The 21,211-nt window shown below is 48.0% G+C and carries 18 protein-coding genes; 4 read left to right on the top strand and 14 right to left on the bottom strand.

Annotation, left to right across the window (positions count from 1 at the left end; translation table 11 throughout):
- Positions 1-61 precede the first annotated feature (61 nt).
- The 3 genes from K7B07_RS06000 to K7B07_RS05990 all read left to right on the top strand — a co-directional run bounded on the left by K7B07_RS06000 (position 62) and on the right by K7B07_RS05990 (position 3,283).
- The gene (locus K7B07_RS06000; RefSeq protein ID WP_223708230.1) at positions 62-1,192 is read left to right on the top strand and encodes a hypothetical protein; all 1,131 of its coding nucleotides are present in this window, start codon (positions 62-64) and stop codon (positions 1,190-1,192) included.
- A 133-nt stretch (positions 1,193-1,325) separates the two neighbouring features.
- Complete coding sequence (locus K7B07_RS05995) at positions 1,326-2,351, top strand: adenylate/guanylate cyclase domain-containing protein (protein ID WP_223708228.1); 1,026 nt, start codon at positions 1,326-1,328, stop codon at positions 2,349-2,351.
- A gap of 17 nt (positions 2,352-2,368) precedes the next feature.
- On the top strand, positions 2,369-3,283 hold the full coding sequence (locus K7B07_RS05990) for a phosphatase PAP2 family protein (RefSeq protein ID WP_223708227.1): 915 nt from the start codon (positions 2,369-2,371) through the stop codon (positions 3,281-3,283).
- 5 nt (positions 3,284-3,288) lie between these two features.
- Here the strand turns inward: K7B07_RS05990 and K7B07_RS05985 are convergent, their stop codons facing one another.
- The 8 genes from K7B07_RS05985 to eno all read right to left on the bottom strand — a co-directional run bounded on the left by K7B07_RS05985 (position 3,289) and on the right by eno (position 10,303).
- On the bottom strand, positions 3,289-3,876 hold the full coding sequence (locus K7B07_RS05985; protein ID WP_223708225.1) for an NAD(P)H-dependent oxidoreductase: 588 nt from the start codon (positions 3,874-3,876) through the stop codon (positions 3,289-3,291).
- Positions 3,877-3,947: 71 nt separating this feature from the next.
- Positions 3,948-4,508: a Crp/Fnr family transcriptional regulator gene (locus tag K7B07_RS05980; RefSeq protein WP_223708223.1), complete on the bottom strand. Its 561-nt coding sequence runs from the start codon at positions 4,506-4,508 to the stop codon at positions 3,948-3,950.
- A 285-nt stretch (positions 4,509-4,793) separates the two neighbouring features.
- The gene (locus K7B07_RS05975) at positions 4,794-5,720 is read right to left on the bottom strand and encodes a bestrophin family protein (RefSeq protein ID WP_223708221.1); all 927 of its coding nucleotides are present in this window, start codon (positions 5,718-5,720) and stop codon (positions 4,794-4,796) included.
- Between the two features lie 42 nt (positions 5,721-5,762).
- Entirely contained in the window at positions 5,763-6,287 is a 525-nt protein-coding gene (locus K7B07_RS05970) for a universal stress protein (protein ID WP_223708219.1), read from the bottom strand.
- A 100-nt stretch (positions 6,288-6,387) separates the two neighbouring features.
- Complete coding sequence (locus tag K7B07_RS05965) at positions 6,388-7,749, bottom strand: HAMP domain-containing sensor histidine kinase (protein ID WP_223708218.1); 1,362 nt, start codon at positions 7,747-7,749, stop codon at positions 6,388-6,390.
- 3 nt (positions 7,750-7,752) lie between these two features.
- The gene (locus tag K7B07_RS05960; protein WP_223708216.1) at positions 7,753-8,466 is read right to left on the bottom strand and encodes a response regulator transcription factor; all 714 of its coding nucleotides are present in this window, start codon (positions 8,464-8,466) and stop codon (positions 7,753-7,755) included.
- A 97-nt stretch (positions 8,467-8,563) separates the two neighbouring features.
- Positions 8,564-8,950, bottom strand: coding sequence for an FtsB family cell division protein (locus tag K7B07_RS05955; protein ID WP_223708214.1), 387 nt, complete (start codon positions 8,948-8,950; stop codon positions 8,564-8,566).
- Between the two features lie 60 nt (positions 8,951-9,010).
- Positions 9,011-10,303 (bottom strand): phosphopyruvate hydratase, encoded by a 1,293-nt coding sequence (gene eno / locus K7B07_RS05950; protein WP_223708212.1) that lies wholly within the window; start codon positions 10,301-10,303, stop codon positions 9,011-9,013.
- Between the two features lie 414 nt (positions 10,304-10,717).
- On the opposite strand from eno, the gene pncA reads away from it, so the two are divergent.
- On the top strand, positions 10,718-11,317 hold the full coding sequence (gene pncA / locus K7B07_RS05945) for a bifunctional nicotinamidase/pyrazinamidase (RefSeq protein ID WP_223708211.1): 600 nt from the start codon (positions 10,718-10,720) through the stop codon (positions 11,315-11,317).
- Between the two features lie 175 nt (positions 11,318-11,492).
- Here the strand turns inward: pncA and K7B07_RS05940 are convergent, their stop codons facing one another.
- The 6 genes from K7B07_RS05940 to K7B07_RS05915 form a co-directional block, all read right to left on the bottom strand.
- Positions 11,493-13,940 (bottom strand): TonB-dependent receptor, encoded by a 2,448-nt coding sequence (locus K7B07_RS05940; protein WP_223708210.1) that lies wholly within the window; start codon positions 13,938-13,940, stop codon positions 11,493-11,495.
- 261 nt (positions 13,941-14,201) lie between these two features.
- On the bottom strand, positions 14,202-15,044 hold the full coding sequence (locus K7B07_RS05935; protein WP_223708209.1) for a ThuA domain-containing protein: 843 nt from the start codon (positions 15,042-15,044) through the stop codon (positions 14,202-14,204).
- A gap of 8 nt (positions 15,045-15,052) precedes the next feature.
- Complete coding sequence (locus K7B07_RS05930) at positions 15,053-16,294, bottom strand: DUF6807 domain-containing protein (RefSeq protein ID WP_223708208.1); 1,242 nt, start codon at positions 16,292-16,294, stop codon at positions 15,053-15,055.
- Positions 16,295-16,296: 2 nt separating this feature from the next.
- Positions 16,297-17,688 (bottom strand): putative oxidoreductase C-terminal domain-containing protein, encoded by a 1,392-nt coding sequence (locus K7B07_RS05925; protein ID WP_223708207.1) that lies wholly within the window; start codon positions 17,686-17,688, stop codon positions 16,297-16,299.
- Positions 17,689-19,113: a Gfo/Idh/MocA family protein gene (locus K7B07_RS05920; protein WP_223708206.1), complete on the bottom strand. Its 1,425-nt coding sequence runs from the start codon at positions 19,111-19,113 to the stop codon at positions 17,689-17,691.
- A 250-nt stretch (positions 19,114-19,363) separates the two neighbouring features.
- On the bottom strand, positions 19,364-21,199 hold the full coding sequence (locus K7B07_RS05915) for a RagB/SusD family nutrient uptake outer membrane protein (RefSeq protein WP_223708205.1): 1,836 nt from the start codon (positions 21,197-21,199) through the stop codon (positions 19,364-19,366).
- Positions 21,200-21,211: the final 12 nt, after the last annotated feature.

Raw genomic sequence — 21,211 nt, 5'->3', positions numbered from 1 at the left:
CTGAAGTACTGCTATCAGCTTCGTTGCCACGCTCGCTTGTGCGGCGGAATAATGATCATTTATGAAACGCCTGTCTTTCTTATTGTGTTTTGTAATAACGGGGCATCTTATAAATGCCCAGCGGTTAGCCATTAACCTTTCCGATCAGCACAACATCAACCCGCTTTATAAAAAGGAGTTACTCATCCGGACACTGGACACTTTTTTCACGTATGGGTGGGATGAGCAACGATCGGGACAATACTGGGATAAGGAAGATCTGGATCTTTTCGGTTATCCCTTCGATCTTGGAACCTATGGATACAATGGAAAAGGTGTGAGTTTTCTGACACCCGTTTTTCTCGGCGCAATCGATTTTATCCCGAGGCAGAAATACCTGGTAAAAATAGCCTTTTTACCGGCAGCGGATTCTTTAAAAGGAAATATGGGCCAGGTACTCAATCTTATTGCGAACTACCATAAAAGTACCGATGCGTTTACACTGGAACGATATACGAGTTATTTTATCCGGGACTGGTACAAACAGGAAATAGGGCATATCCTCTTTTACAAGCAAAGTAAGGATGCATTTGATCTGCAGCAGGCCAGGACCTGTAATGCCTATAATGACAGCATTGCCGCGGTTTTCAATGTGCCCCCCAAAAAGTTCGTTTATTACTCCTGTAAGGACCCGGTACAGATGTTTAATTTGATGGGTTATGATTTCCGGTATGAAATGTTTTTGTCCAGGACTGGCGGAATGCGTATCGGGAACGGGCTTTACTCTGCCCGGAATGCAGAACATTATCCTCATGAGATCGCTCATTTTTATATTTCAGATATCGAAGGAGAAAAATCCTGTAGGATCGCCACAGAAGGGATCGCCACTTATTTTGGCGGAAGTGATCCCAGATCCTTTAAAGAGACGGTCAGATCACTATATCAGTATCTGTTGAAATATACAGGTATTACTATTGATGAGCTGCTGTTTAAGGATGTGCGTACGGATGATGATGTCTCCCGGCTGTATGCGACCGGCGGTATCCTGGCAAAACGGATCTATGAAAAACACGGACTGGAGGGATGGAAAAAGTTCCTCGCCTTGCCGTGTAATAAAATAAAGGAGGAGTTGCCGCTACTGCTGGGAACCAGTAAAACACTCAAACAGACGATTATCGAAGAGGCAAAAAAGATAAGTGAAGACCGGCCATAACGAAACCGGCTCTCTGCCTGAGATCGTAAAAGGGACTTTACATCGCATTTCATCCTAATTTTGTACCGGCAGACCATAAGCTGCTGCTGTAACGATCATGCTGTCCAAACGCATACTATATTTCCGGTTGAAAATGCTGCTGATCCTTTCGGTGATCTGGATCCTGTTTGGATTTCTCTTTTTATTTAATATTCTTGAAATTGAAAAGCAGCTGCTCACCAACCGTTCCCTGGTGATCTTCTGTCTTACGTTTGCAGTGATCGGACTGGCCATCTCGGCGGCGCTGATCTTTTATTTAAAATCCGCATTCCGGCATTATCCGCTCTGGGTGTCGTTTATACTGAAGCTGGGGCTGGCTTTCGGCTTATTTGTGCTGGTGGCTTTTTGTATGCTGGCTGCCTATTTTGTATTCAGCTATCATGGCAGCCTGTCGCAGTTTACCGCACGCTTCTTTGAGGACTTCTTTTTTACAAAAGGCTTTCTGATCCTGATGACGGACCTGGCGCTCCTGACCCTTATTTCACTGGTATTATTGGAGGTCACGGATAAATACGGCCCCGGAGGCTTCTGGAGCATGATGCGCGGCGAATACCACCGCCCGCGGCAGGAGCGCCGGATCTTTATTTTCCTGGATATTAATAATGCTACTACCATTGCAGAGAAGATCGGGCATGAAAAATACTTTTTACTGCTGAAGGACTTTTTTGCAGATATCACCAACCCAGTACTGGCTAACGGCGGAGAGATCTACCAGTATGTAGGCGACGAAGTAGTGATCTCCTGGAAAGAGTCGCCCGAAAACAAGATCTATTCCCTGCGCTTTATCCGCCAGGCCTTTTATATTTTAAAACGCCGGGAGAAATACTACCTTGGTCAGTATACCGTGGCGCCTACCTTTAAGGCAGGCATCCACAGCGGGGAAGTGACCTCCGGTTTTATCGGGATCATCAAAAAAGACCTGATCTATAGCGGGGATACGCTGAACACTGCGGCACGATTGCGGGGGAAATGTCATGAATTGCAGCAGGCTTTTATTTTATCCGGAGGCTTTATGAATGATTTTCACCAGCCCTTTGCCTATAAAATTACCGGCATCGGGGAAATGGAGCTGAAGGGCCGGGTAGAGAAAGAGCAGCTTTTTTCGCTGGAATTTGAATGATCAATAAAAATGGCGGTGTGGATGTACGAAGAACACATTCCCCTATTTTTGTAAGAAACAAGTTTAACCTGTACATCCAAAGAAATCTATTTTGTTGCTGGCTGTTTATAGCGCTGGCAAATCTGTGCCGGGCACAAACGGATACGGCCATTGCTCCCGTTCCTGTTATTGCAGATACCTTCCGAACAGTGGTTTCAGACAGCATGCCGGCCGCCCCGGACAGCCTGATCCAATACAAACTGAATGGTGCTTTTTTTAAAAGTATTTTTTCCGATGCAGCGTATGTAGTGAGTCGCCCGGCACACTGGCAGGGAAAGGATTTCCGGAACCTGGGCATTGTCCTGGGCACCACGGGCGCACTGGTACTGGCCGATAAAGAGATAAAGCGGATCGTACAGCGCAATCAAAGCCCGTTTGTAAACAGTGTAGCGAACGTGGTGGAGCCCTTTGGCAACCGTTATTCGCCTTATATTATGGCGGGCATGTTTGTAGTAGGAGCGGCCGTTAAGAACCCGGAATTAAAGAACACGGCATTGCTTACGTTCAAGTCCTATGCCATTGCCACCTCCCTGTACCTGGTTACCAAATCCATGATCCGGAGGAACCGTCCTGCGTATACGGATAACAATATCGATTTTCACGCACCCTTCTCCAACGACCGGTATCATACTTCCTTTCCTTCCGGTCATACCTTAACCGTGATGACGCTGGCTACGGCTGTTTCAGAAGCCTATGGGAAGGAACATCGCTGGGTACCCTGGGTGGCTTACGGCATTGCCGGGCTTACAGGCGTATCGCGTATTTATCACAACCGCCACTGGGCCAGTGATGTATGGGTAGGGGCGGCACTGGGCTATTTTGTAACCCGCTCTGTGTTTAAAAACAACCGGGTAAAGAAAAAGCTGGGTGGTCTGGAAGTGGTGTGGCGTTAGCCGGTTCAGAGCAGTGCATATTGCTGCTCCAGCTTTCTCAGCCATTTGTTTCTTTTTTTGCCGGATGCCTGTTTTACCCCGGACAGGTTGATCCATTTCCGGTTGGGATACCTCATTTTCCAGAAAGTTCCGGTGATCACCGCTTTCCGCACAGCATTGCCAAAAACCAGGCGGTATAAAAAGCCGGGCGTATTCATGGTAGTGATCACTGTGATGCCTTTGATATTTTTAAGGAGTGGTTTCATCCCGTAACCACTGGGCGTATAGTCATAGGCCACACCGGGGAAGATGACCCTGTCAATAAATCCTTTGGTAAGTGCGGGCATCAGCTCCCACCAGATGGGAAAAATAAAGATGAGGTGATCCGCATGCTCCAGCCGCTGTTTGTATTCGATCACTTTGGGATCTACGGGCTGCCGGTTTTTAAAAGCTAACAGATCAGCGGTTGTCATTACCGGGTTAAAGCCTTCCTTATCCAGGTGTATGAGGTCCACTTCATGTTGTGCTGTTTTAAGTCCGGCCATTACAGCAGTTAAAATGGCGGTGCAATAGCTGCCTTCATAAGGGTGATTGAAAACGATAACTACTTTCATGTTATACTTGTTTATTGCCCCACAAAGATGAGATGCCGGGGAAGGATCAAACGATAACAATTGTAAAGAAATCAACGCCGGTTGCGGATGCGGCTGAGGGAAACAGGTGTAATACCCAGGTAGGAAGCAATGTAGTGTTGTGGGATCCGCTGTAATATATCCGGGCGCTGTTCCAACAGTTCTTTATAGCGCTCCTGCGGACTGTTCTTAATACGGGAGAGGAAGAGCTTTTGATAAAAGATCAGCCGCTGTACCATGTGATCTTCAATCTCTTTTTTTATGACAGGGGACTGGTCCAGGATGGATTGAAAATCTTCCCGGGAAATATGGTGCACAATGCAGGGTTCAATGCTTTCAAGATTGAAGAGGCTGGGCTGATTGGTGCGGAAGCTCTCAACAGATGAAACGCCCTCGCCTTCAAAGAAAAACTGGAACGTGATGTCTTTGCCGTTATTGTTGAACCAGATCCGCAGGCAGCCCTTTTCAATAAAATAAGCTGTCTTTGACACCTGTCCTTCCCGCAGCAGTATTTTTCTGGCAGGGAGCTCCAGGCGTTTAAAAAGAGGAAGGTATTTGCCCCACTCGGGTGAATTTGCTGTACTGCCGATGTCCATAATACATGTTTGCGGCATTGCCGGAGCTTAAATGTACGCAACTTTTTAAAATTGTTGTTGCTGCCGATTCTCTGCTGCTTAACGAGGTTTTTCTATCAGGGAAATCCTGTCATCCGCCTCCGTTTTTACAACACAGCCGCCTGTAATGTGATCCGTTACAAAATTTTTTGCAATAAAAAGGAGTGTAACAGATTTTCCGCCCTGGTACCGGCATAAAAAAAACCGGCGCAATGCCGGTTTAACAGTATGTTATAAGCTGCCTGTCTCCTCACTTCATACAGATCCTTCCACATTACAGGCAGCTTACAATACGTAGTATCGGTGTTCGTAAACCATGCCGGCTGTGCCATTGGTATCCTGGTGGTGCGGCTCAAACATGATCTGTTTCAGATCCCTTTCGATGGTAAAGCAGATACTGGACATCGGGGTATCCGTGGGTTTGTTCTCAAACGGATCCTGAAGATGCACCGCCATTTTTTCGATGAGAAAATATACGGCTGCCAGTGCGATCACCATCGGAATGGTAAGCCAGCCGAAGATATCCAGCAACGCAAAGGGCATCAATGCAAAGATGAACATGAGGGATATATGAATATAAAAACTGTACGTGACCGGGAACACGGTTTTCTTGATCCGCTCACAGCCACCCATCTCATTACTGAAACGGGTAAGGGTACCATCCATCTCCATCTGCTGGTAGGTATTGATCCACCCTTTACGGTAGGCTTCCTGAAGGGAATGGGCATGCAATTGCAGGATGCCCATCGGGATGTTATTGAAATTTTTCAGATGCTGGGCATCCTTACGCACAATGTATTTTTCTGCACCTTTTAACGGATCTTTTCCCCGCAGGGTATTGCTGAGACTGATACACCACGCGATCTGCCGCTTGATAAAGGTTTGCTTAAAGAAATAGGCCTCATCACCCGGTATGGAATCCTGTACGTAGTTGCTGATCTGCCGGGCCATGGTGCGACTGTCATTTACAATGGCGCCCCAGATAGTGCGGGCCTCCCACCAGCGCTCATAGGCCTGGTTGCTTTTGAATGCCAGCAGCAGGGAGGTAACGGTGATCATGATCGTGGGCACCGTAAGCGGAATGGTAAGGTGCGACAGGTTATAAAAACCATACAACGATGCCACAATGATGGTGTAAATGGAAACACCAATGATCTCATACCGGATCTTTCCGAAAATATATCTGAAGGGGATGTGCTTTTTTAATAACATAATGCTACAGGTTTTGGGATCGTTTAGAATACGGATAAACGGCTAGGATACGGTTTCTTCCTTGGCGTATTGCCTGTCTTTTCTGAACTCGGGCATCAGCAGCAGGTTCGACAACAGGTTGATGTCTTTAGACACGTGCAATTGCTTGTAACGGTCGATCTTGAAGACCGGCAGCCTGCTGGCTGCAATGTATTGATCCATCCGGATCGATTCTTTAAACGGTGTCTGATAGCTGTACCCGTTCAGCAAATAGATCTCTGTGATATGGTTGGATTCCAGTATATGCCGGAATACCCTGCCGGTATTGCAATAGCAGATCTCGAAGCGGATATGCGCCTGCTCCAAATAACATTTTTTCAGCACCTGAACGGCCTCGCAAAAAGCCTGGGGAAGCTGGCTGTAGAATCTGCGTTTGGAAGACCGCAGCAGATCGCCAATATCATGAACGGGTTGCACCAGATGAAGGAGAATGATCTCAACCTTATGCTCCCGGCTGTGTTGCAATGCCTTATGCACGATGCTGATGGATTCGGTAGAAAGATCTGTGGGAACGAGTATTGTTTTCATTATTTACTGTTTTTTTACAAAGCTGCACTTCCTTTATTAGAAGGGGGTAAGGAAGCGGTTACAGCGGTATAAAAAACAGGTAAGAATCCGGTAAGAAAAATCATTCCAGGGGGAGGCGTATGGTTACTTCAGTACCTACGCCTACTTCGGAGTGGAACTGTATATTGCCTTTGTGAAGTCTCAGTATGTTCTGGGAAAGAGGCAGGCCAATACCATAGCCGATAATGCCTTTGGTGTTGGAGGCACGGAAGAAAGGGTTGAAGATGTTTTTGATCTCTTCCTCCGGGATACCGATACCCTGATCGGTGATAACGGTGATAATGTGTTTTTCAGAAAGCGCCAGGGCCAGCAATACGGGCTTACAGTCGGAATATTTGCAGGCGTTCATCAGTACATTGGAGATGGCGAGTTCCAGCAATTGTTCATTGCCTTTTACCATCAGCGGCTGATCTTTTTTGGGCAACAGGCTCAGGTCTACGCGGATATCACAATCCTGGTATACATCATGTGCATTGGTAATGGCATTATGAATGACCTCATGCATATTTACGGAAAGCATGGAAAAGTTGCCGGTAAAACCGCTGCGGGCCAGTTCTACAAGCCCGTGTGTAATGGCTTTTAACTTTTCCGCCTGCGTGAGAATATTGTACAGGGATTGCTGGTATTGCTGAATGGAGCGCTCTTTGATCAGCGCGTATTCGGTTTCGCCGATGATGGTCGTCAGCGGCGTGTTTAATTCATGCGAAGCATTGCTTACAAAATTGTTCTGACTTTCAAATGCGGTCTCCAGCCGGCTGAGTAATTCATTAAAGCTGTTGCCCAGTTCCGCGATCTCATCCTTCCGGTTCTTAATGTTCAGCCGCTGGTGCAGGGAAGTACCTCCGATCTGCGTGAGGTGTTTCTGCATAATGCGTAAAGGCCCCAGTATCTGCCGGGAAAAAAGAAAGCCCGTTGTAAAGATGAGCGCCAGACCGACGATCGAAGTTATGATCAATATATTGCGCAGGTCTTTTACAAACTCTTCCACATCCGTATTGCGGGCTTTGGCAATGGCCACATAGCTGCTGTTCCGGTAAGGGTAAGTAAAGCCATAATAAAAATCAAATTTGTCCCGGTGATAGGCGCTGCCTTTTTTCAGGATGCTCTGGATGAACTGCCGGTCCATGGTTTCATAAAAGGGGGTATTGTCCAGGCGGTTAAGGGTATCGATGTTGATAATGTATTCGGTTTCATCGGTCAGTTTTTCGAGGTGCTGGTCCTTCAGCTCCTGGTAGGCGTTGCCGTTTACCGCCCTGTCGTCCGCATACGCCTTGGCCATTACTTCTGCGCGCAGTTTCAGGCGGGTACTAAAATCCTTTGAAGCGTGCTTATAGGTAAAATAGTAGATGCCGAAGCTTTGCAGGATCAGAAAACTTATGCAAAGCGCCGTAAAGATCAGTGTTATTTTTGTCTGTATCTGCAACTGTTACTGTTCTTTAAATATATAACCCATACCAATGATGGTATGAATGAGTTTTTGCTCAAAGGGAGTATCCAGTTTTTTTCTAAGGTAGTTCACATACACATCCACCACTTTGGTGTTCATGGCAAAATCATAGCCCCATACCTGCTCCAGTATATCCATACGGGACAGCACTCTTCGTGGATTTTTCAGAAAATATTCCAGCAGACGAAATTCCGTTGCAGTCAGTTCTATGGCCACGCCTTCGCGTTGTACGGTTTTCTCATCCATATTCAGCACTACCGAATATTGTGTGAGCAGGTTTTCGGGCATGGCCTCCTGTTTGGGCGCTGCTACCGGTAGCTGGCCGGCATTCCGGCGGGTAAGAGAGCGCAGCCGGGCCAGCAGCTCTGCTATTTTAAAAGGTTTGGTAAGATAATCATCAGCGCCCATATCCAGTCCCATTACAATATTGTCCGTCGTGCCCAGTGCGGTGAGTAATAAGATAGGGACCGGTTTACCGGCGGTGCGGGTCCGTTTGCAGAGCTCAAGTCCGTTGATATGGGGTAACATGATGTCCAGTACGGCCGCAGCATAATCAAAGCGTTCCAGGTAATCCCAGGCGGTGGCGCCATCGGGAGCGAGGGTCACTTCATATTCTTCCTCCTCCAGGGTGCGTTTTACCAGGTCGGCGATTGTGATGTCGTCTTCGGCTAAAAGAATGCGCTGTCGCTCCATGATTTCTTTAAATGATTTAAGGCTTAAACAGCATTTGAACGGTTTTGTTCAATTAAAAAGCCCGGTAGTACCGGGCTTTCAGTGTGTTCAAAACGGGCTATTCTGCCTGTTTTAATTTGGTATTGTTATCCTCCGTCAGAAAAATGTCTTCATTATCCCGTTTCATCAGGTATTTTTCCCTCGCCAGTTTTTCAATAGTGGCCGGATCGGTTTCCAGATCATTTTTGATCCGGTGCAATTCGATCAGCTCCTTATTGTAGTGGTCTTTGCTCAGTTCCAGGTCGTTCAGCTCCTTGCGGCGTTCCATAATAGAGAACAGGTCGTTCTTATCGAGAAACAGCATGATGGCTAAAAAACCAATGGTGGCCAGAAAAAACTTATTGGTCAGGAACCGCGAAATCCTGCTCAGCGCCTTACGCGGTCTCCTGGGAGCTGCCTCCTGGGCAGGCTCTTTTTCGGGGACAAAGTCAACAAATTCTTCCATCGGTCTACATTTTACTTATTGCAGCCCGGATTTTGCCCGGGTTGCCCAATTCCTGCCGGATTATTTTTTACCAAATTTAATGGTTCCTTTCGGATAAACCGCGCTTTCACCCAGTTGTTCTTCGATGCGGATCAGCTGGTTGTATTTGGCGATCCGGTCGGTACGGCTTGCAGAACCGGTCTTGATCTGTCCGCAGTTCAGGGCTACAGCCAGGTCGGCGATGGTGGTATCTTCCGTTTCACCGCTTCTGTGGCTCATAATGGTATTGTACCCGTTGTGCTGGGCCAGGGTTACGGCATTGATGGTTTCTGTGATGGTACCGATCTGGTTTACCTTAACCAGCAGTCCGTTGGCAATGCTTTTGTCGATACCCTGCTGCAGGCGCGTTACATTGGTAACAAACAGGTCATCACCCACCAGCTGGCATTTATCGCCTACTGCCTGGGTCAGTGAAGCCCATCCTTTCCAATCGTCTTCAGCCATACCGTCTTCTATGCTCGCAATGGGATATTGTTTTACCCAGCTTTCCCAGAATTTTACCAGCTCATCGCTGCTTACAGCTTTGCCGCTGCTTTTATGGAATACGTATTTTTTCTTTTTGGCATCCCAAAGCTCGCTGTTGGCAGCATCCATGGCGATTACGATCTGTGAACCGGCTTTGTAGCCAGCAGCATCGATAGCCGCCAGCACGGTTTCGATGGCTTCTTCATTGCTTTGGATATTAGGGGCAAAACCGCCTTCATCACCCACGTTGGTGCTAAAGCCTTTTTTCTTCAGAACGGATTTCAGGGCATGGAAAATCTCAACACCCCAGCGCAGTCCTTCACTGAAGGTAGAAGCACCGATGGGCATTACCATAAATTCCTGGAAATCGATCTTGTTATCAGCATGCGCACCACCGTTGAGGATGTTCATCATCGGGATGGGAAGAGTTTTGGCATTGGTGCCGCCCACATAGCGGTACAGGGGCAAACCTGCCTCTTCAGCCGCTGCTTTTGCAGCCGCCATACTTACTGCCAGCAGGGCATTGGCACCTAATTTTCCTTTATTTGGAGTACCATCCAGCTCAATCATCAGCTGATCGATGCCGGTCTGATCCGCAACATCATAACCCAGCAATGCAGGCGCGATGGTATTATTAACGTTTTTAACGGCTTTCAAGGTCCCTTTTCCCAGGTATTTTTTCTTGTCGCCATCGCGTAATTCCACGGCTTCATGGATCCCGGTGCTGGCTCCACTCGGAACAGCGGCGCGACCCAGGGCACCTTCGTCTGTAAGAACATCCACCTCGATGGTAGGATTACCGCGACTGTCTAAGATTTGCCTTGCAAAGATCTCTGAAATGTAACTCATTGGAAAAAATTGAAAAATTTTTTAAAATTTGATTTAAGTGGCTGCAAGTTAACGAATCGTTTGCGTACAGGAAACACTATGGGGAAAAATTTAGGATATGGTAACGAACGGTTGAGAGTTTTAGAATTCAGATTACAGAATTGAGTATCCAGAATCCGGCATTGAGCACCCAGGTTCGGAAGGAATCAGTGGGAACTGGGTTGTTGCGATGTGAAATGTAAAGTTTCAGGTTTGACGTTTCAAGTTCCAGGTGCAAAGCAGGTTACGTTTAACGCCGGATGCAGGATCCCCGATCCCGGATTTTCCGTTGCGGCCGGCTGGTTGCTGAAAGCTGAGGGCTGAAAGCCGGCCGCTCAATTCTGGTCCCTCGATTCTCACACCTATATCCTATCTTTCCTTCTAAAATAACGCATTATGAAATGCCTGATCATTGTAGACATGCAGTATGATTTCCTGCCCGGAGGGGCGCTGGCGGTTAAAGGCGGGGACCGGCTGCTTCCTGTTATCAACCGGTTGCAGCAGGGATATGAGCTGGTGGTGGCTACCCAGGACTGGCACCCGGTGGGGCATAAAAGCTTTGCTTCACAGCATGAGGGAAAGCAACCGTTCGATGTGATCCCCTGGGGCAGCGGGAAACAGACCCTCTGGCCGGATCATTGTGTGCAGGAAACACCGGGAGCAATGCTGCACGAGCTGCTGGACCAGCGCAGGATTGAAGCGGTTTTCAGAAAGGGCATGCACGCGGAGATCGACAGTTACAGTGGTTTTTATGATAACGACCACCGGAAGTCCACGGGGCTTGCTGGTTACCTGAAAGAACGGGGCGTGGATGAGGTGCATGTGTGCGGACTGGCCGCTGATTTCTGTGTATATTTTACAGCCAATGACGCACTGGAGCTGGGCTTTCGGGCATCTATTATTGAAAATGCCACATTGCCGATCGATGCGGGGAATTATGAAACAATAAAGCGGGTGTTTACAGAAATGGGCGGAACCGTGAGCGGAGAAAAATGAGATGTCAGGGTTCAGGCTTGAGATATGGGATTTGAGATTTGAGACATGAGACTTGAGATGCGGAATGTTGGAGGAATCTAAATGCAGAGACCCCACTTCCCGTGCTTACAGGACCTCACAACTCATATCTCAATTCTCAACACTCAATTCTCGTTTTTCTTTTTCAAAAAACCGGTCAGAATTTAAATGCTGCGGTCAGTACAAAGTTCCGCGAGGGGATGGGATTGATGCTGTAATTTTCGTGAACGTAGTAGTTAAAGGTATTGGTGACATTGGCCAGTTTTGCCAGCAGCGACCATTTCCTGTAAGTGTAGCCGGCAGAAACGTCAACTGTTGCAAAACCTTTTACTTTAAACAGACGGTCATTCAGATAAACCTCCTTTGTTTTGTCATCCAATGCATATTGGGTATTCCAGCCTGCATTGCGTTCCCCAACATAATAAACACCAGCGCCCAGTTTTAATCCCTTCACGCTTCCTTTTTGAAAAGTATAGAACGTCGTAGCATTTGCCGTATGCGCCGGGCTGTTTACCAGCCGCTCATCTTCTATATAGCTTCCAACTTTGCCGGATGTTTTGGTATAACGCATATTATTGTAACTATATCCCGCCAGGATATCCCATCCTCTGACCGGCTGGCTTTTCAGGTCTATTTCAATACCATCACTGGTGGTTTGCCCGGTAAGTTCCCGCAGTGTTGTTGTTCCGATAACAGGATCCCCATTCTTTAAAAACTGCACCGGCTGAGAAAGATTATTATTAATGATCCTGTAGAGGGTAAGATTGGCACTTAATAATCCGTCAAAGAAGTCATTTTTAATGCCTATTTCAAATTGATCGATGATGGATGGTTTTAGGGTATTGCTGTCTATATCCTGCCCGGAGTTAGGAGAGAAAGAATTGGAATAACTGGCAAAAGCAGTGGTATGATTGGTCGGTTGATACACTAATCCGAGCCTCGGTGAAAAAGCCTTGTCGATCTGCAACAGTGCACCCTCCGTTACCGCGTTGGTGGCAAGTGTTGTGGTCTTGGAACGGTCCGCCTGCTGGAACGACCAACGCAGACCTGCCAGCAACTTGAACTTGGCAGACAAGGTTACCAGATCCTGAACATAAGCGCCGAAGCGGGTTACAGGGTTTTTGGTACTTGTGATCCAATCGGCCTGCGGCATTTCCGTTCTGGGTATATACATTGCAGGATCTAACAGGTTAATGGAATCATAGATGCCTTTGGGGACTACCGTAGCAATATTGGATGCGAGTGCTGTGCTGGTTACTTTCTCAACATCGGCACCGATCAATAGTTTATGACCAATCGCACCGGTTTTTACATCGCCATTCAAATTCAACTGCCCGGTAACATAGTCTTCCTGATTATTGGTTTTACCCAGCGGTCTTTTCCATTTGCCGCTTATATCGGCCTGTATACGTTCTGTAGAAAAGTAGTCCCTTTCATAATTTTGATAACCTCCTAATGCATTCAGTGCCCAGCGATCGTTGAATTGATGATTCAGCTCTACGGAAACTGTTGCCTGTTTTGTTTTTGCATACTGCCAGGGTGCCCCGAAAAAGGTATTTCTCGATACCGGCGTTACTCTTTTGCCGCCCGTAGCCGCCGGCTTGGAGCTATCTGCATTCATCGTACCGATACCAAAGTCCGGTGTAAACTCATGCTGGAGATAATCACCCTGTACCAGCAGTTTTGTTTTTTCACTTAGCTTGAACAGGAGGGAAGGATTGACATAAAAGCGTTCGGAATGTACATTGTCGCGATAGCTGTTTGCCTTTTCATAAGTGCCGTTCAGCCGGTAGGCAATCGATTTGCTGATGGGGCCATAGATATCTACAGCCGGCTTATAAAGATCATAGCTGCCTACGCGCATATTGATCTCCCCTCCGAAGTTAAAACGGGGCTTTTTGGTGATCATATTTATGATCCCCCCAGGTGCTACATTTCCATATAACAGCGCCGCACCCCCCTTTAATACTTCCACGCTTTCAATGGCGCTCATCTCGGGCATGGCGCCGCTGTTTACACGGAAACCATTTTTAAAAGTATTGGTATTTCCCAGGTTGTATCCCCGCGCATAAAAGGTTTCCTGTGTGCTGGCACGTGCTCCACCCAGGTACACCCCGTTCACATTTTTAACCACATCGCTCAGGCGCTGCGCCTGCTGGTTTTCAATGGTCGACTGGCCGATGATGGTTACTGCCTGCGGCAGGTCCATGATGGGGATATGCGCTTTGCCGATATTGGCCGTACCCTGGTTGATGCTGCCGCCGATACGGACGATCACCTCTTTCAGTTCGCGGGCGTTCAGGGAAAGATTGTATTTGCTGGCTTCCGCCGTGGCCGGAGGTACGGTTACCGGTACTTCCTGGCTGGTTTCGCCTTCAAAGGAATAGATAAGAACATAATCGCCATAAGGGATCTGGGTAAATTCAAAATATCCTTTATCATTGGTAACGGCATGCTTTTTCTGCCCCTTAATAGAGACATTCACATTGGGTACCGGATTGCCTTCCGGAGTGGTGATCTCGCCTTCAATATTTCCGGTATTGGTTTGCGCATTTACACTCCCCAAAATCACTACCAATAACAACATCCCTAACAACCTTCTCATTTTGCTTATTTTTCTGGGCGCAAAAGACGCTTTTTGTCGGCTGATTCATTTTCTAAATGCGGAAAATCTATTTACGAAATCGGGAATTTTTTTAAAATGGATACCTGCGGTATGAAAAACAGGAAGTTAGCGGCCGGAGGGAGTTGTCCCCGGATTGAAAAACGGGTCCTGAAGATCATCTTCAGGACCCGTTTGTATTTTGATGGGAGGGGGATAAGTCAGCTATGAGTAATGAGATTTGGGAAACGGGATTCTGATCCCTCAAAACTTCACTTCGTCATCCCGGTGACGGGCATAGGCTTTTTTGAAATCGATCCCCTTTACCTGACCGGCAACAAACCGGATGCCGCCCAGGACATGGTTCAGGTAAACAGGATCGCTATAATCTTTTTTATCATGCCCCAGGGTGGTCACCCAGGTGTGTCCCCCGTCAAACGGATACTCCCAGGCGGTGGGATAGAAATCACCATAATTGCCCCTGTTCTTATTCAGCAGTTCTTTTTGTTTGACATTGGTGGTATCGATGGTGCGCAGATCGTGCACCATCAGTACCCGCGGACCGGGATACATTTCCTTGGCAAAATAACATTCATCTCCTTTTTCCCATACCGCAGGCACCCCATTCATTGAAGGATGTCTGGTATCGATCACCCGTACCATGAAGGATTGAAATTTTGCATGCCAGGAAAAGGTACCGCCCAGCATCATTTTAAACCAGCGCCAGTTCCGTTCCGTTCCGGTTACCGAATGCAGTCCCACAAATCCGCCACCGGCCTCAATATAGCGCCGGAATGCCAGACGCTGTTCATCGGTATCGAATACATCATTGTTGGTACTGGGAAAAATGAGGAGGGTATATTTTTTAAGATTGCCCTCGGTCATTACTTCCGGCTGGGAACTGGTGTCCACACTAAATCCGTGGGTCTTTCCCAGCTGCTGGATGGCCGCTGCAGCAAACGGAACATTCTCATGCACGTACCCCTTTCCATTTTTGGTATAAACGAGCACTTTTACTTTTTTCCAGTTTACAGCAACCTGTGCGCTGACAGCGGCGGCAAGCAACAGCGCGGCCGCAGTAAAAAACAGGGTATAGATTCGTTTCATTCAAGTATTTATTTAAAGGTGACGGAAGGCAGGTGGGCAAAGGACTGCCAGGCTTCTTCTGCCTTTTCTTTTGAAAAACGGTTGTCAAATACCAGGAACCGGTATTTCAGCAGGTATTGTTTACCCGGCTCCAGGAGCCAGTCTTTATTTTTTGTAGGTGAGAAATTCAGGAATACATCCCCCCGTTTGTTCATCGATTCGGGCCATACCCGCAGCGGTTCAGGATAATTATAGTTGGAAGGGTAGCTCATCATTTCCAGTCCGCCGTACTGCTGGTGCAGCTGGCCTTCCGTTACGCACCAGCGGGCCGTGCTGCCGTCCGCTTCCTTACGGTTCTTTCCTTCTGAAGTAAAGGTGATACTGTTATCCTTATTCCAGGCTTCAGTGGCTCTTATGCCCAGTCCGCCATAGCGGTATTCCAACAATTTTACAGGACTCGGGCCGGCACAGCTCAGCTGTATGGTAATGTCCATAATATAATAGCTGTCGTCTTTTGCATCGGGGCGGTAGATCCGTACCGTTTGCAGCTCATTGATGGCATTTTTTTCCGTACCATCCTTTTTAAACGCGATGTGCTGATGCAGTGCTTCGAAACCCGAGTAAACCGGGCCGTTGAAAAGCCCGCCGAATCCTGCAAAACGTACAGTGCCTTTACGATCTCTCAGGTTCCAGAAATCCACGGTATCTTTTTCAAACAACACATGGGTCCAGGGATTCCACATTCCCCAGTGGTGATAATGATCGGGAGCATTGATGCGGGTAAGCTCTTCGCCGTTCGGCGTCCACAACGGATGGATGAACCCGCTGCGTTTGTATGCGGTATCGATGCCCTTGGGCGGGTACACGGTTTCGTAATGATAGCGCAGGAGGTTCTTGCCCTGATAGCCGATGGTGACAGCGCCACCACTCATATCGGTATTCAGTCCTTTTATATCCGTTTGTGTTCTGCCGGTTTTTACCAGCTCATACGAGCGGGTTTTTTGCTGTCCGGGCTCAATCATCCAGTAAAGCCGGCGCCGGTCGCCGGTTTCCACCTGGAAAGGAACCGGCGTTCTTTTGCCGCCGGTTATTTCCATCAGTTGCAGGCTGCTGTCTGCTTCGAATGTGACCGCATCCAGGTCAATGTTCATCGGTATGGAAAAATGCTCCCTGCCCGTTGTTTTTACCTGCCAGCTGCTGATGCGCTGCGCGTGAAGGGTCATTCCCCCGATCAGCAAAGCTGCGGGGAGGAAGAAAATTTTTTTTATCATAATTATTTGCCTGCTGTTTTTTTTGCCAGCTCCAATGCGGAGGTTGTGGTGAAATATTTGGCGATCATGTTGGGTACTTCCCAGTCCGGTAATTTTTTCTCTTTCAGGAACTGGAGGTACCGTTGCATTACCTGGCCGAAATGCGCTTCATGACCGGTATTGTATTTTTCCGGAACGGCCACCTGCCATCCGGCCGCGATCTTTTTCAGTTCAACACCAGGGTATTTTTCCTGGATCGTTTTCAATGCTGCGGCAAGGTCCTTTTCAAAACCGGCATCGCCTTTTTTCACCGGTTCGATGTACAGGACGGGCTTATAATTTTGCTCGGCGCCCTGGCGGATCACCAGGTTGGCCTTTGTACCCCGCATGATGGAATAATGCGTGTCGCCGGTGCCTTCGGGTGCCTTGTATCCCCAGGTTACGGATACTTTTGCATTCACCCCACGGAGTTTGTAGTTGAAGGAACCATTGCTGTACAGATTGAGTATGGAATCTTTCTGAATGTCTTTTTTCAGGTAATCCGGGAAGGCCGGTTGTTTGGTGATCTCCGTGAACTGGCTCAGCGTGATCGGGGTGGTCCAGCGTTTGGCGGAAACCATTTCAATATCGTTTTGATAATCGATGGCCTGTTCCGGAAAACACTCCCATTGTACCAGGTCTACCAGGTGGGTGGTCACATCCACAATGCCTTCGCCCTGCTGGGTAACGTCCAGGAACCAGGCCGGCCGCTGCAATACTGATCCGGAAACAAATTTATAAAGGTAGTGTACGCTTTCCTTGGTGACTGCCGGGTTTTCGGGAGTACCCTTCTCCAGTGTTCCGAATACGCCCGGGATCTGCGAAAACTCCCGTTGTAATGTAGTATTGATCTCAAAACGCTCGGTCATGATATCATAAAGCAGCACCTTGTTTTCCTTCGCTTTTGCAAAGGCGTTTTTAACCAGCTCGAAGCCGGCCTTATCAATGGCCATAGGCTTGTCGGCCAGTACATTCAGCCCGGCGCTTACGGTATTCAGTATGTATTCCGCTTTTTTCTGATTATTGCCGCTCATCACTACTACATTACCTTTTTTTTCATCAATCATTTTCTGAAAAAAATCGGCCCCGGTATAAATGTTCTCCTTCCAGTGGGTGGGATTTTCCGCACGGGTATTATAGGATTCGATCCGTTTCAGGTGCAGGTCCAGGTCCTGACCGGCAGGCGCATATACAAATACATTGCTGTCTACATCCGGGTACATTTCCTTTTGCACCAGGGCTGCATGAAAGTGGCCCGGATCCAGGGTGATCAGGGTGATCTTTGATGAATCCGCCGTTGCAGGCTGGCCCGATTCATTGTTTTTACAGGAAATCATAAACGTGAGCAATGCGAGTGGCAATAAGATCTTCTTCATTTATTTTTTTTGTTTGTTCAATACATAGTTGGTGCCATAGGGATACCGTTGCGGGCGGGACAGCAGTTTATTGGCTTCAATATTGTCCTTAAACTGCTCCTTTTTAGGATCCCAATACAACTTCATTCCCAGCTTCATGGCGGCATGTGCAACCAGGCAGGCGCTGCAGGAGCGGTGTGCTACTTCCGCCGGGCTGATATTGGGTTTTTTGCTGATGATGCAATCCACCCAGTTCAGATGCTGTTCCCTGCTTTCATACAAATGGATCTCGTTGGGCCCGATTACCGATGTCAGGATCCGGGGATCGCTGGCATTGAAGGCCTTGTTCTGCGCTCCGGAACCGGCACCGGGATCGCTTGCTGTTACACCTACGTTACCGCGGGAAACAAAGATCCATCCCTTGCTGCCTTCAAATTTAACACCATTTGGGTTCTTACTGTTAATTAACATGGTAACTCCGTTGGCATATTTTGCGGTTACCTCATAATCGCCATGCACATTCCACAACCCGGTTTTGGGATACTGTGCGGAGCCTTCTACCTCTATCGGCCCTGTTAGCTCCGTATCCATACCCCAATGGGCAATATCGATATGGTGAACGCCCCAGCCGGTGATCATTCCGGCACCAAACTGCTCCTGACGCAGCCAGCCGCCGCGGGATTCGATATCTTTCTGATTGTGCACGCGGTCCAGGGTATAATAGATATAAGGGGTGGATCCCAGCCACATGTCGTAGTTGAATCCTTCCGGTATCGGCATTTCTGTGGTATTTCCCCCTGGAGGATCGGCCGGCAGGCCCACATGTACGGTGTGCAGCTTCCCGATACGGCCGTTGCGTACCAGCTCACAGGCTTTTTTAAACTGCGGCCAGGGCGATACCGAACGTTGCTGGCTGCCCAACTGGAATACCACTCCTGTTTTACGCACGGTGTCGCTCATAGAGCGGCCTTCTTCGATGGTAAGGGAGGTGGGCTTTTGCAGGTAGATGTGTTTTCCGGCGAGTGCCGCTTCCATTGCGGGCTGCGCATGCCAGTGATCGGGGGTGCTGATGATGACTGCATCAATGTCCTTATTCAATAACAGTTCGCGGTAATCATCATACATCTTGATATCTATGTAATTCGATTTTCCTGTTTTCTTGGTGTACCAGCCTTCCACCCTTTTTTTACCGGCTTCGAGGCGGTAGCGGTCTACATCGGCCATGGCCATGATCCGTGCCGACTCGTGTTTAAAGGTTTCCACAGAATCATGCGTCATCGCGATACGGCCGCAACCGATCTGTGCGATATTGATCTTATTGCTGGGAGCGTCCTTTGTAAAAAAGGAGGATGGTACAATCAGGGGTACCTTGGGCAATATGAAGGCCCCTGCCGAAATGCGGGCGGAGTTCTTTATAAAATTTCTTCTGCTTTTTGCGTTGGACATATTTTTTAAGTTTAAACAGGTATTGATTTTGGAAACAATAAAGTTTTGTAATACAATCGTTGCAACCGGTTTTGCTCTTGTTCCGGAAAACTAAAATAGGAACTTTCACCGACAGGCGACGGAAATCGATCCGGAGTTTTTTACTACAACGTTTGAAATAGAAGGGGAGCGGAAGTTTTTAAAGCAGTAATCCCCGGCAACCGTAAAAATGCGTTGCCGGGGATCGCTGATTGTTATATGGAACGGATAATTATTCTTCGGGAATCGCGTCCAGGGGTGGCTTGTTCAGCTCGTAGCCCACATAACCTTTATTCTGATTGATACGTCCGTTGATGTTACCCTGTATAGCATCCGAAGGCACGGGCCAGAGCACATGATAGGGGCTGATGGTATACTGGTCGTTGTGATTGGTGCGGATCCCTTCGCGGTAGAAATTATTTTTTGCGATGATCCTGTCATAAAAATAATTGGCGTCCGAAAAATTATTCAGGCTGTAGGTCTTTCCGTTTTCCGCAGCTTTACCGGTCATTGCAAAAATGTAGGAGATGCGGGTAAGCTCGGTTTTCCGGGGCTCTTCATAAAACAGTTCACGGGCGCGTTCGTCAAGGATGGTAGCCATTGTTACCGGGCCGGTGAGCGGACTGGCGCCTGCACGAGTATGCACCTTGTTCAGGTCCGCCAGGGCATTGGCCTGGTCGCCTTTCCAGAAATAAGCTTCTGCTCTCAATAAATAGGTTTCTGCCAGGCGGAATACATACCAGTCGGTATGACCGCCCTGCATGGGTTTATTTTCATTGTCAGGAATAAATGTTTTGTACTGCGGCCATCCAAACCAGCAGCGGATCGTATCCGATACCAGCAAATTGCCTTTGTCATCCTTGTATTGCAGCGGCTTCAGATAATAGGGATCGTTTGACTCCTTTAACTCCATATCATTATATACCAGGTCTTCCATATTCATCCAGTTGCCTTTGGCGTGGCGCAGATCCTTGGGGTCGTTCCATATTTCAAACTGACTGTAATTGGTGGGGCGGCACCTTCCGATACCACGGCCTACGGAATCCGATTGCACCACATCAATATTGGATACATTATCATTGGTTCCCTTTTTCCCTGTTGGTGTTGTGATATAGGTACCCCAGAAAGGAACGGCCTGGCGCATAATACGCATGCCGCCATCATAGCCGCCATCCCCAAACCGGTCGATGATCAGGAATAAGGCTTCTTTGTTCTCTGCAATGGCTTTGTTTGCCGGCCGGTGCAGGTCCCAGATCACGTTTTTCGGAAAACTGCCATTCGATGGTGCATTGCCGAAGGGCGCGGTCATTAAATGGTAGGTTCCTCCGTCAATGACATTGCTGGCGGATTTGATGGCGGCATCAAAATCGCCCAGGGCCAGGTTCACTTTTGTAAGCAGATGACTTACCGCACCTTTGGTTACTTCGCCTTTGTTAACGTTATCGGGTACCCATTTTTCAGCAAATTCCAGATCGGCTTTCAGCTTTTTCAGGATCACTTCCCGTTTTGTGGTGTAGTAATCCAGTTTGGGCTCGGTAGGTTCTTTCATCACTGCCGGCACGTCTCCAAACTGGTGTACCAGCCGGTAATAGCGGGAGGCCCTGTAAAAGTAGGCAGACCCTAAAATGGCATTCCGCTCTTCTTCGGATTCATAAGTGGCATCATCGATCCGGGTGATAACGGTATTGGCATACTTGATAGCCCGGTATCCTTCCCGCCAGTAATACTGTATCCGGGCATGATCGGCATCATCATACCGTGCGGCAAAATCGGGATTGATCACCAGGTTAAGATCCTGTGCCGGGCCGGATTTGTCGGTAATGCCTTCCACGGTTACTTCGGAAAAAAGCATTTCAGTAAGGATCGGCGGATTGTCGCCATAGTATTCAATACGCTGGTTTCTTGCACAGGCTACCAGGGCCGCGCGCATACCGTTTGCATCTTTATAGGCATTGTCCGGTGTGTAAAAGGATTGCGGTTCTGCATCCAGCCAGCTTTTTTTACAACCGGCAGTTATAAATACCGCCAGACCGGATAAAAGGATCAGTACTATTTTAGAGATACGCATATCTGAATGTTT

It is taken from the genome of Niabella beijingensis (assembly GCF_020034665.1).
In the GTDB taxonomy this organism is placed as follows: domain Bacteria; phylum Bacteroidota; class Bacteroidia; order Chitinophagales; family Chitinophagaceae; genus Niabella; species Niabella beijingensis.
The sequence above is the reverse complement of the archived record's forward strand: the minus strand, read 5'-3'. Positions and strand labels throughout refer to the sequence as shown.

Coding starts and splice junctions, on each gene's coding strand:
- K7B07_RS06000 (WP_223708230.1), top strand. CDS start 62: ATGAAACGCCTGTCTTTCTTATTGTGTTTTGTAATAACGGGGCATCTT.
- K7B07_RS05995 (WP_223708228.1), top strand. CDS start 1,326: ATGCTGCTGATCCTTTCGGTGATCTGGATCCTGTTTGGATTTCTCTTT.
- K7B07_RS05985 (WP_223708225.1), bottom strand. CDS start 3,876: ATGAAAGTAGTTATCGTTTTCAATCACCCTTATGAAGGCAGCTATTGC.
- K7B07_RS05980 (WP_223708223.1), bottom strand. CDS start 4,508: ATGCCGCAAACATGTATTATGGACATCGGCAGTACAGCAAATTCACCC.
- K7B07_RS05975 (WP_223708221.1), bottom strand. CDS start 5,720: ATGTTATTAAAAAAGCACATCCCCTTCAGATATATTTTCGGAAAGATC.
- K7B07_RS05970 (WP_223708219.1), bottom strand. CDS start 6,287: ATGAAAACAATACTCGTTCCCACAGATCTTTCTACCGAATCCATCAGC.
- K7B07_RS05960 (WP_223708216.1), bottom strand. CDS start 8,466: ATGGAGCGACAGCGCATTCTTTTAGCCGAAGACGACATCACAATCGCC.
- K7B07_RS05955 (WP_223708214.1), bottom strand. CDS start 8,950: ATGGAAGAATTTGTTGACTTTGTCCCCGAAAAAGAGCCTGCCCAGGAG.
- eno (WP_223708212.1), bottom strand. CDS start 10,303: ATGAGTTACATTTCAGAGATCTTTGCAAGGCAAATCTTAGACAGTCGC.
- pncA (WP_223708211.1), top strand. CDS start 10,718: ATGAAATGCCTGATCATTGTAGACATGCAGTATGATTTCCTGCCCGGA.
- K7B07_RS05940 (WP_223708210.1), bottom strand. CDS start 13,940: ATGAGAAGGTTGTTAGGGATGTTGTTATTGGTAGTGATTTTGGGGAGT.
- K7B07_RS05935 (WP_223708209.1), bottom strand. CDS start 15,044: ATGAAACGAATCTATACCCTGTTTTTTACTGCGGCCGCGCTGTTGCTT.
- K7B07_RS05930 (WP_223708208.1), bottom strand. CDS start 16,294: ATGATAAAAAAAATTTTCTTCCTCCCCGCAGCTTTGCTGATCGGGGGA.
- K7B07_RS05925 (WP_223708207.1), bottom strand. CDS start 17,688: ATGAAGAAGATCTTATTGCCACTCGCATTGCTCACGTTTATGATTTCC.
- K7B07_RS05920 (WP_223708206.1), bottom strand. CDS start 19,113: ATGTCCAACGCAAAAAGCAGAAGAAATTTTATAAAGAACTCCGCCCGC.
- K7B07_RS05915 (WP_223708205.1), bottom strand. CDS start 21,199: ATGCGTATCTCTAAAATAGTACTGATCCTTTTATCCGGTCTGGCGGTA.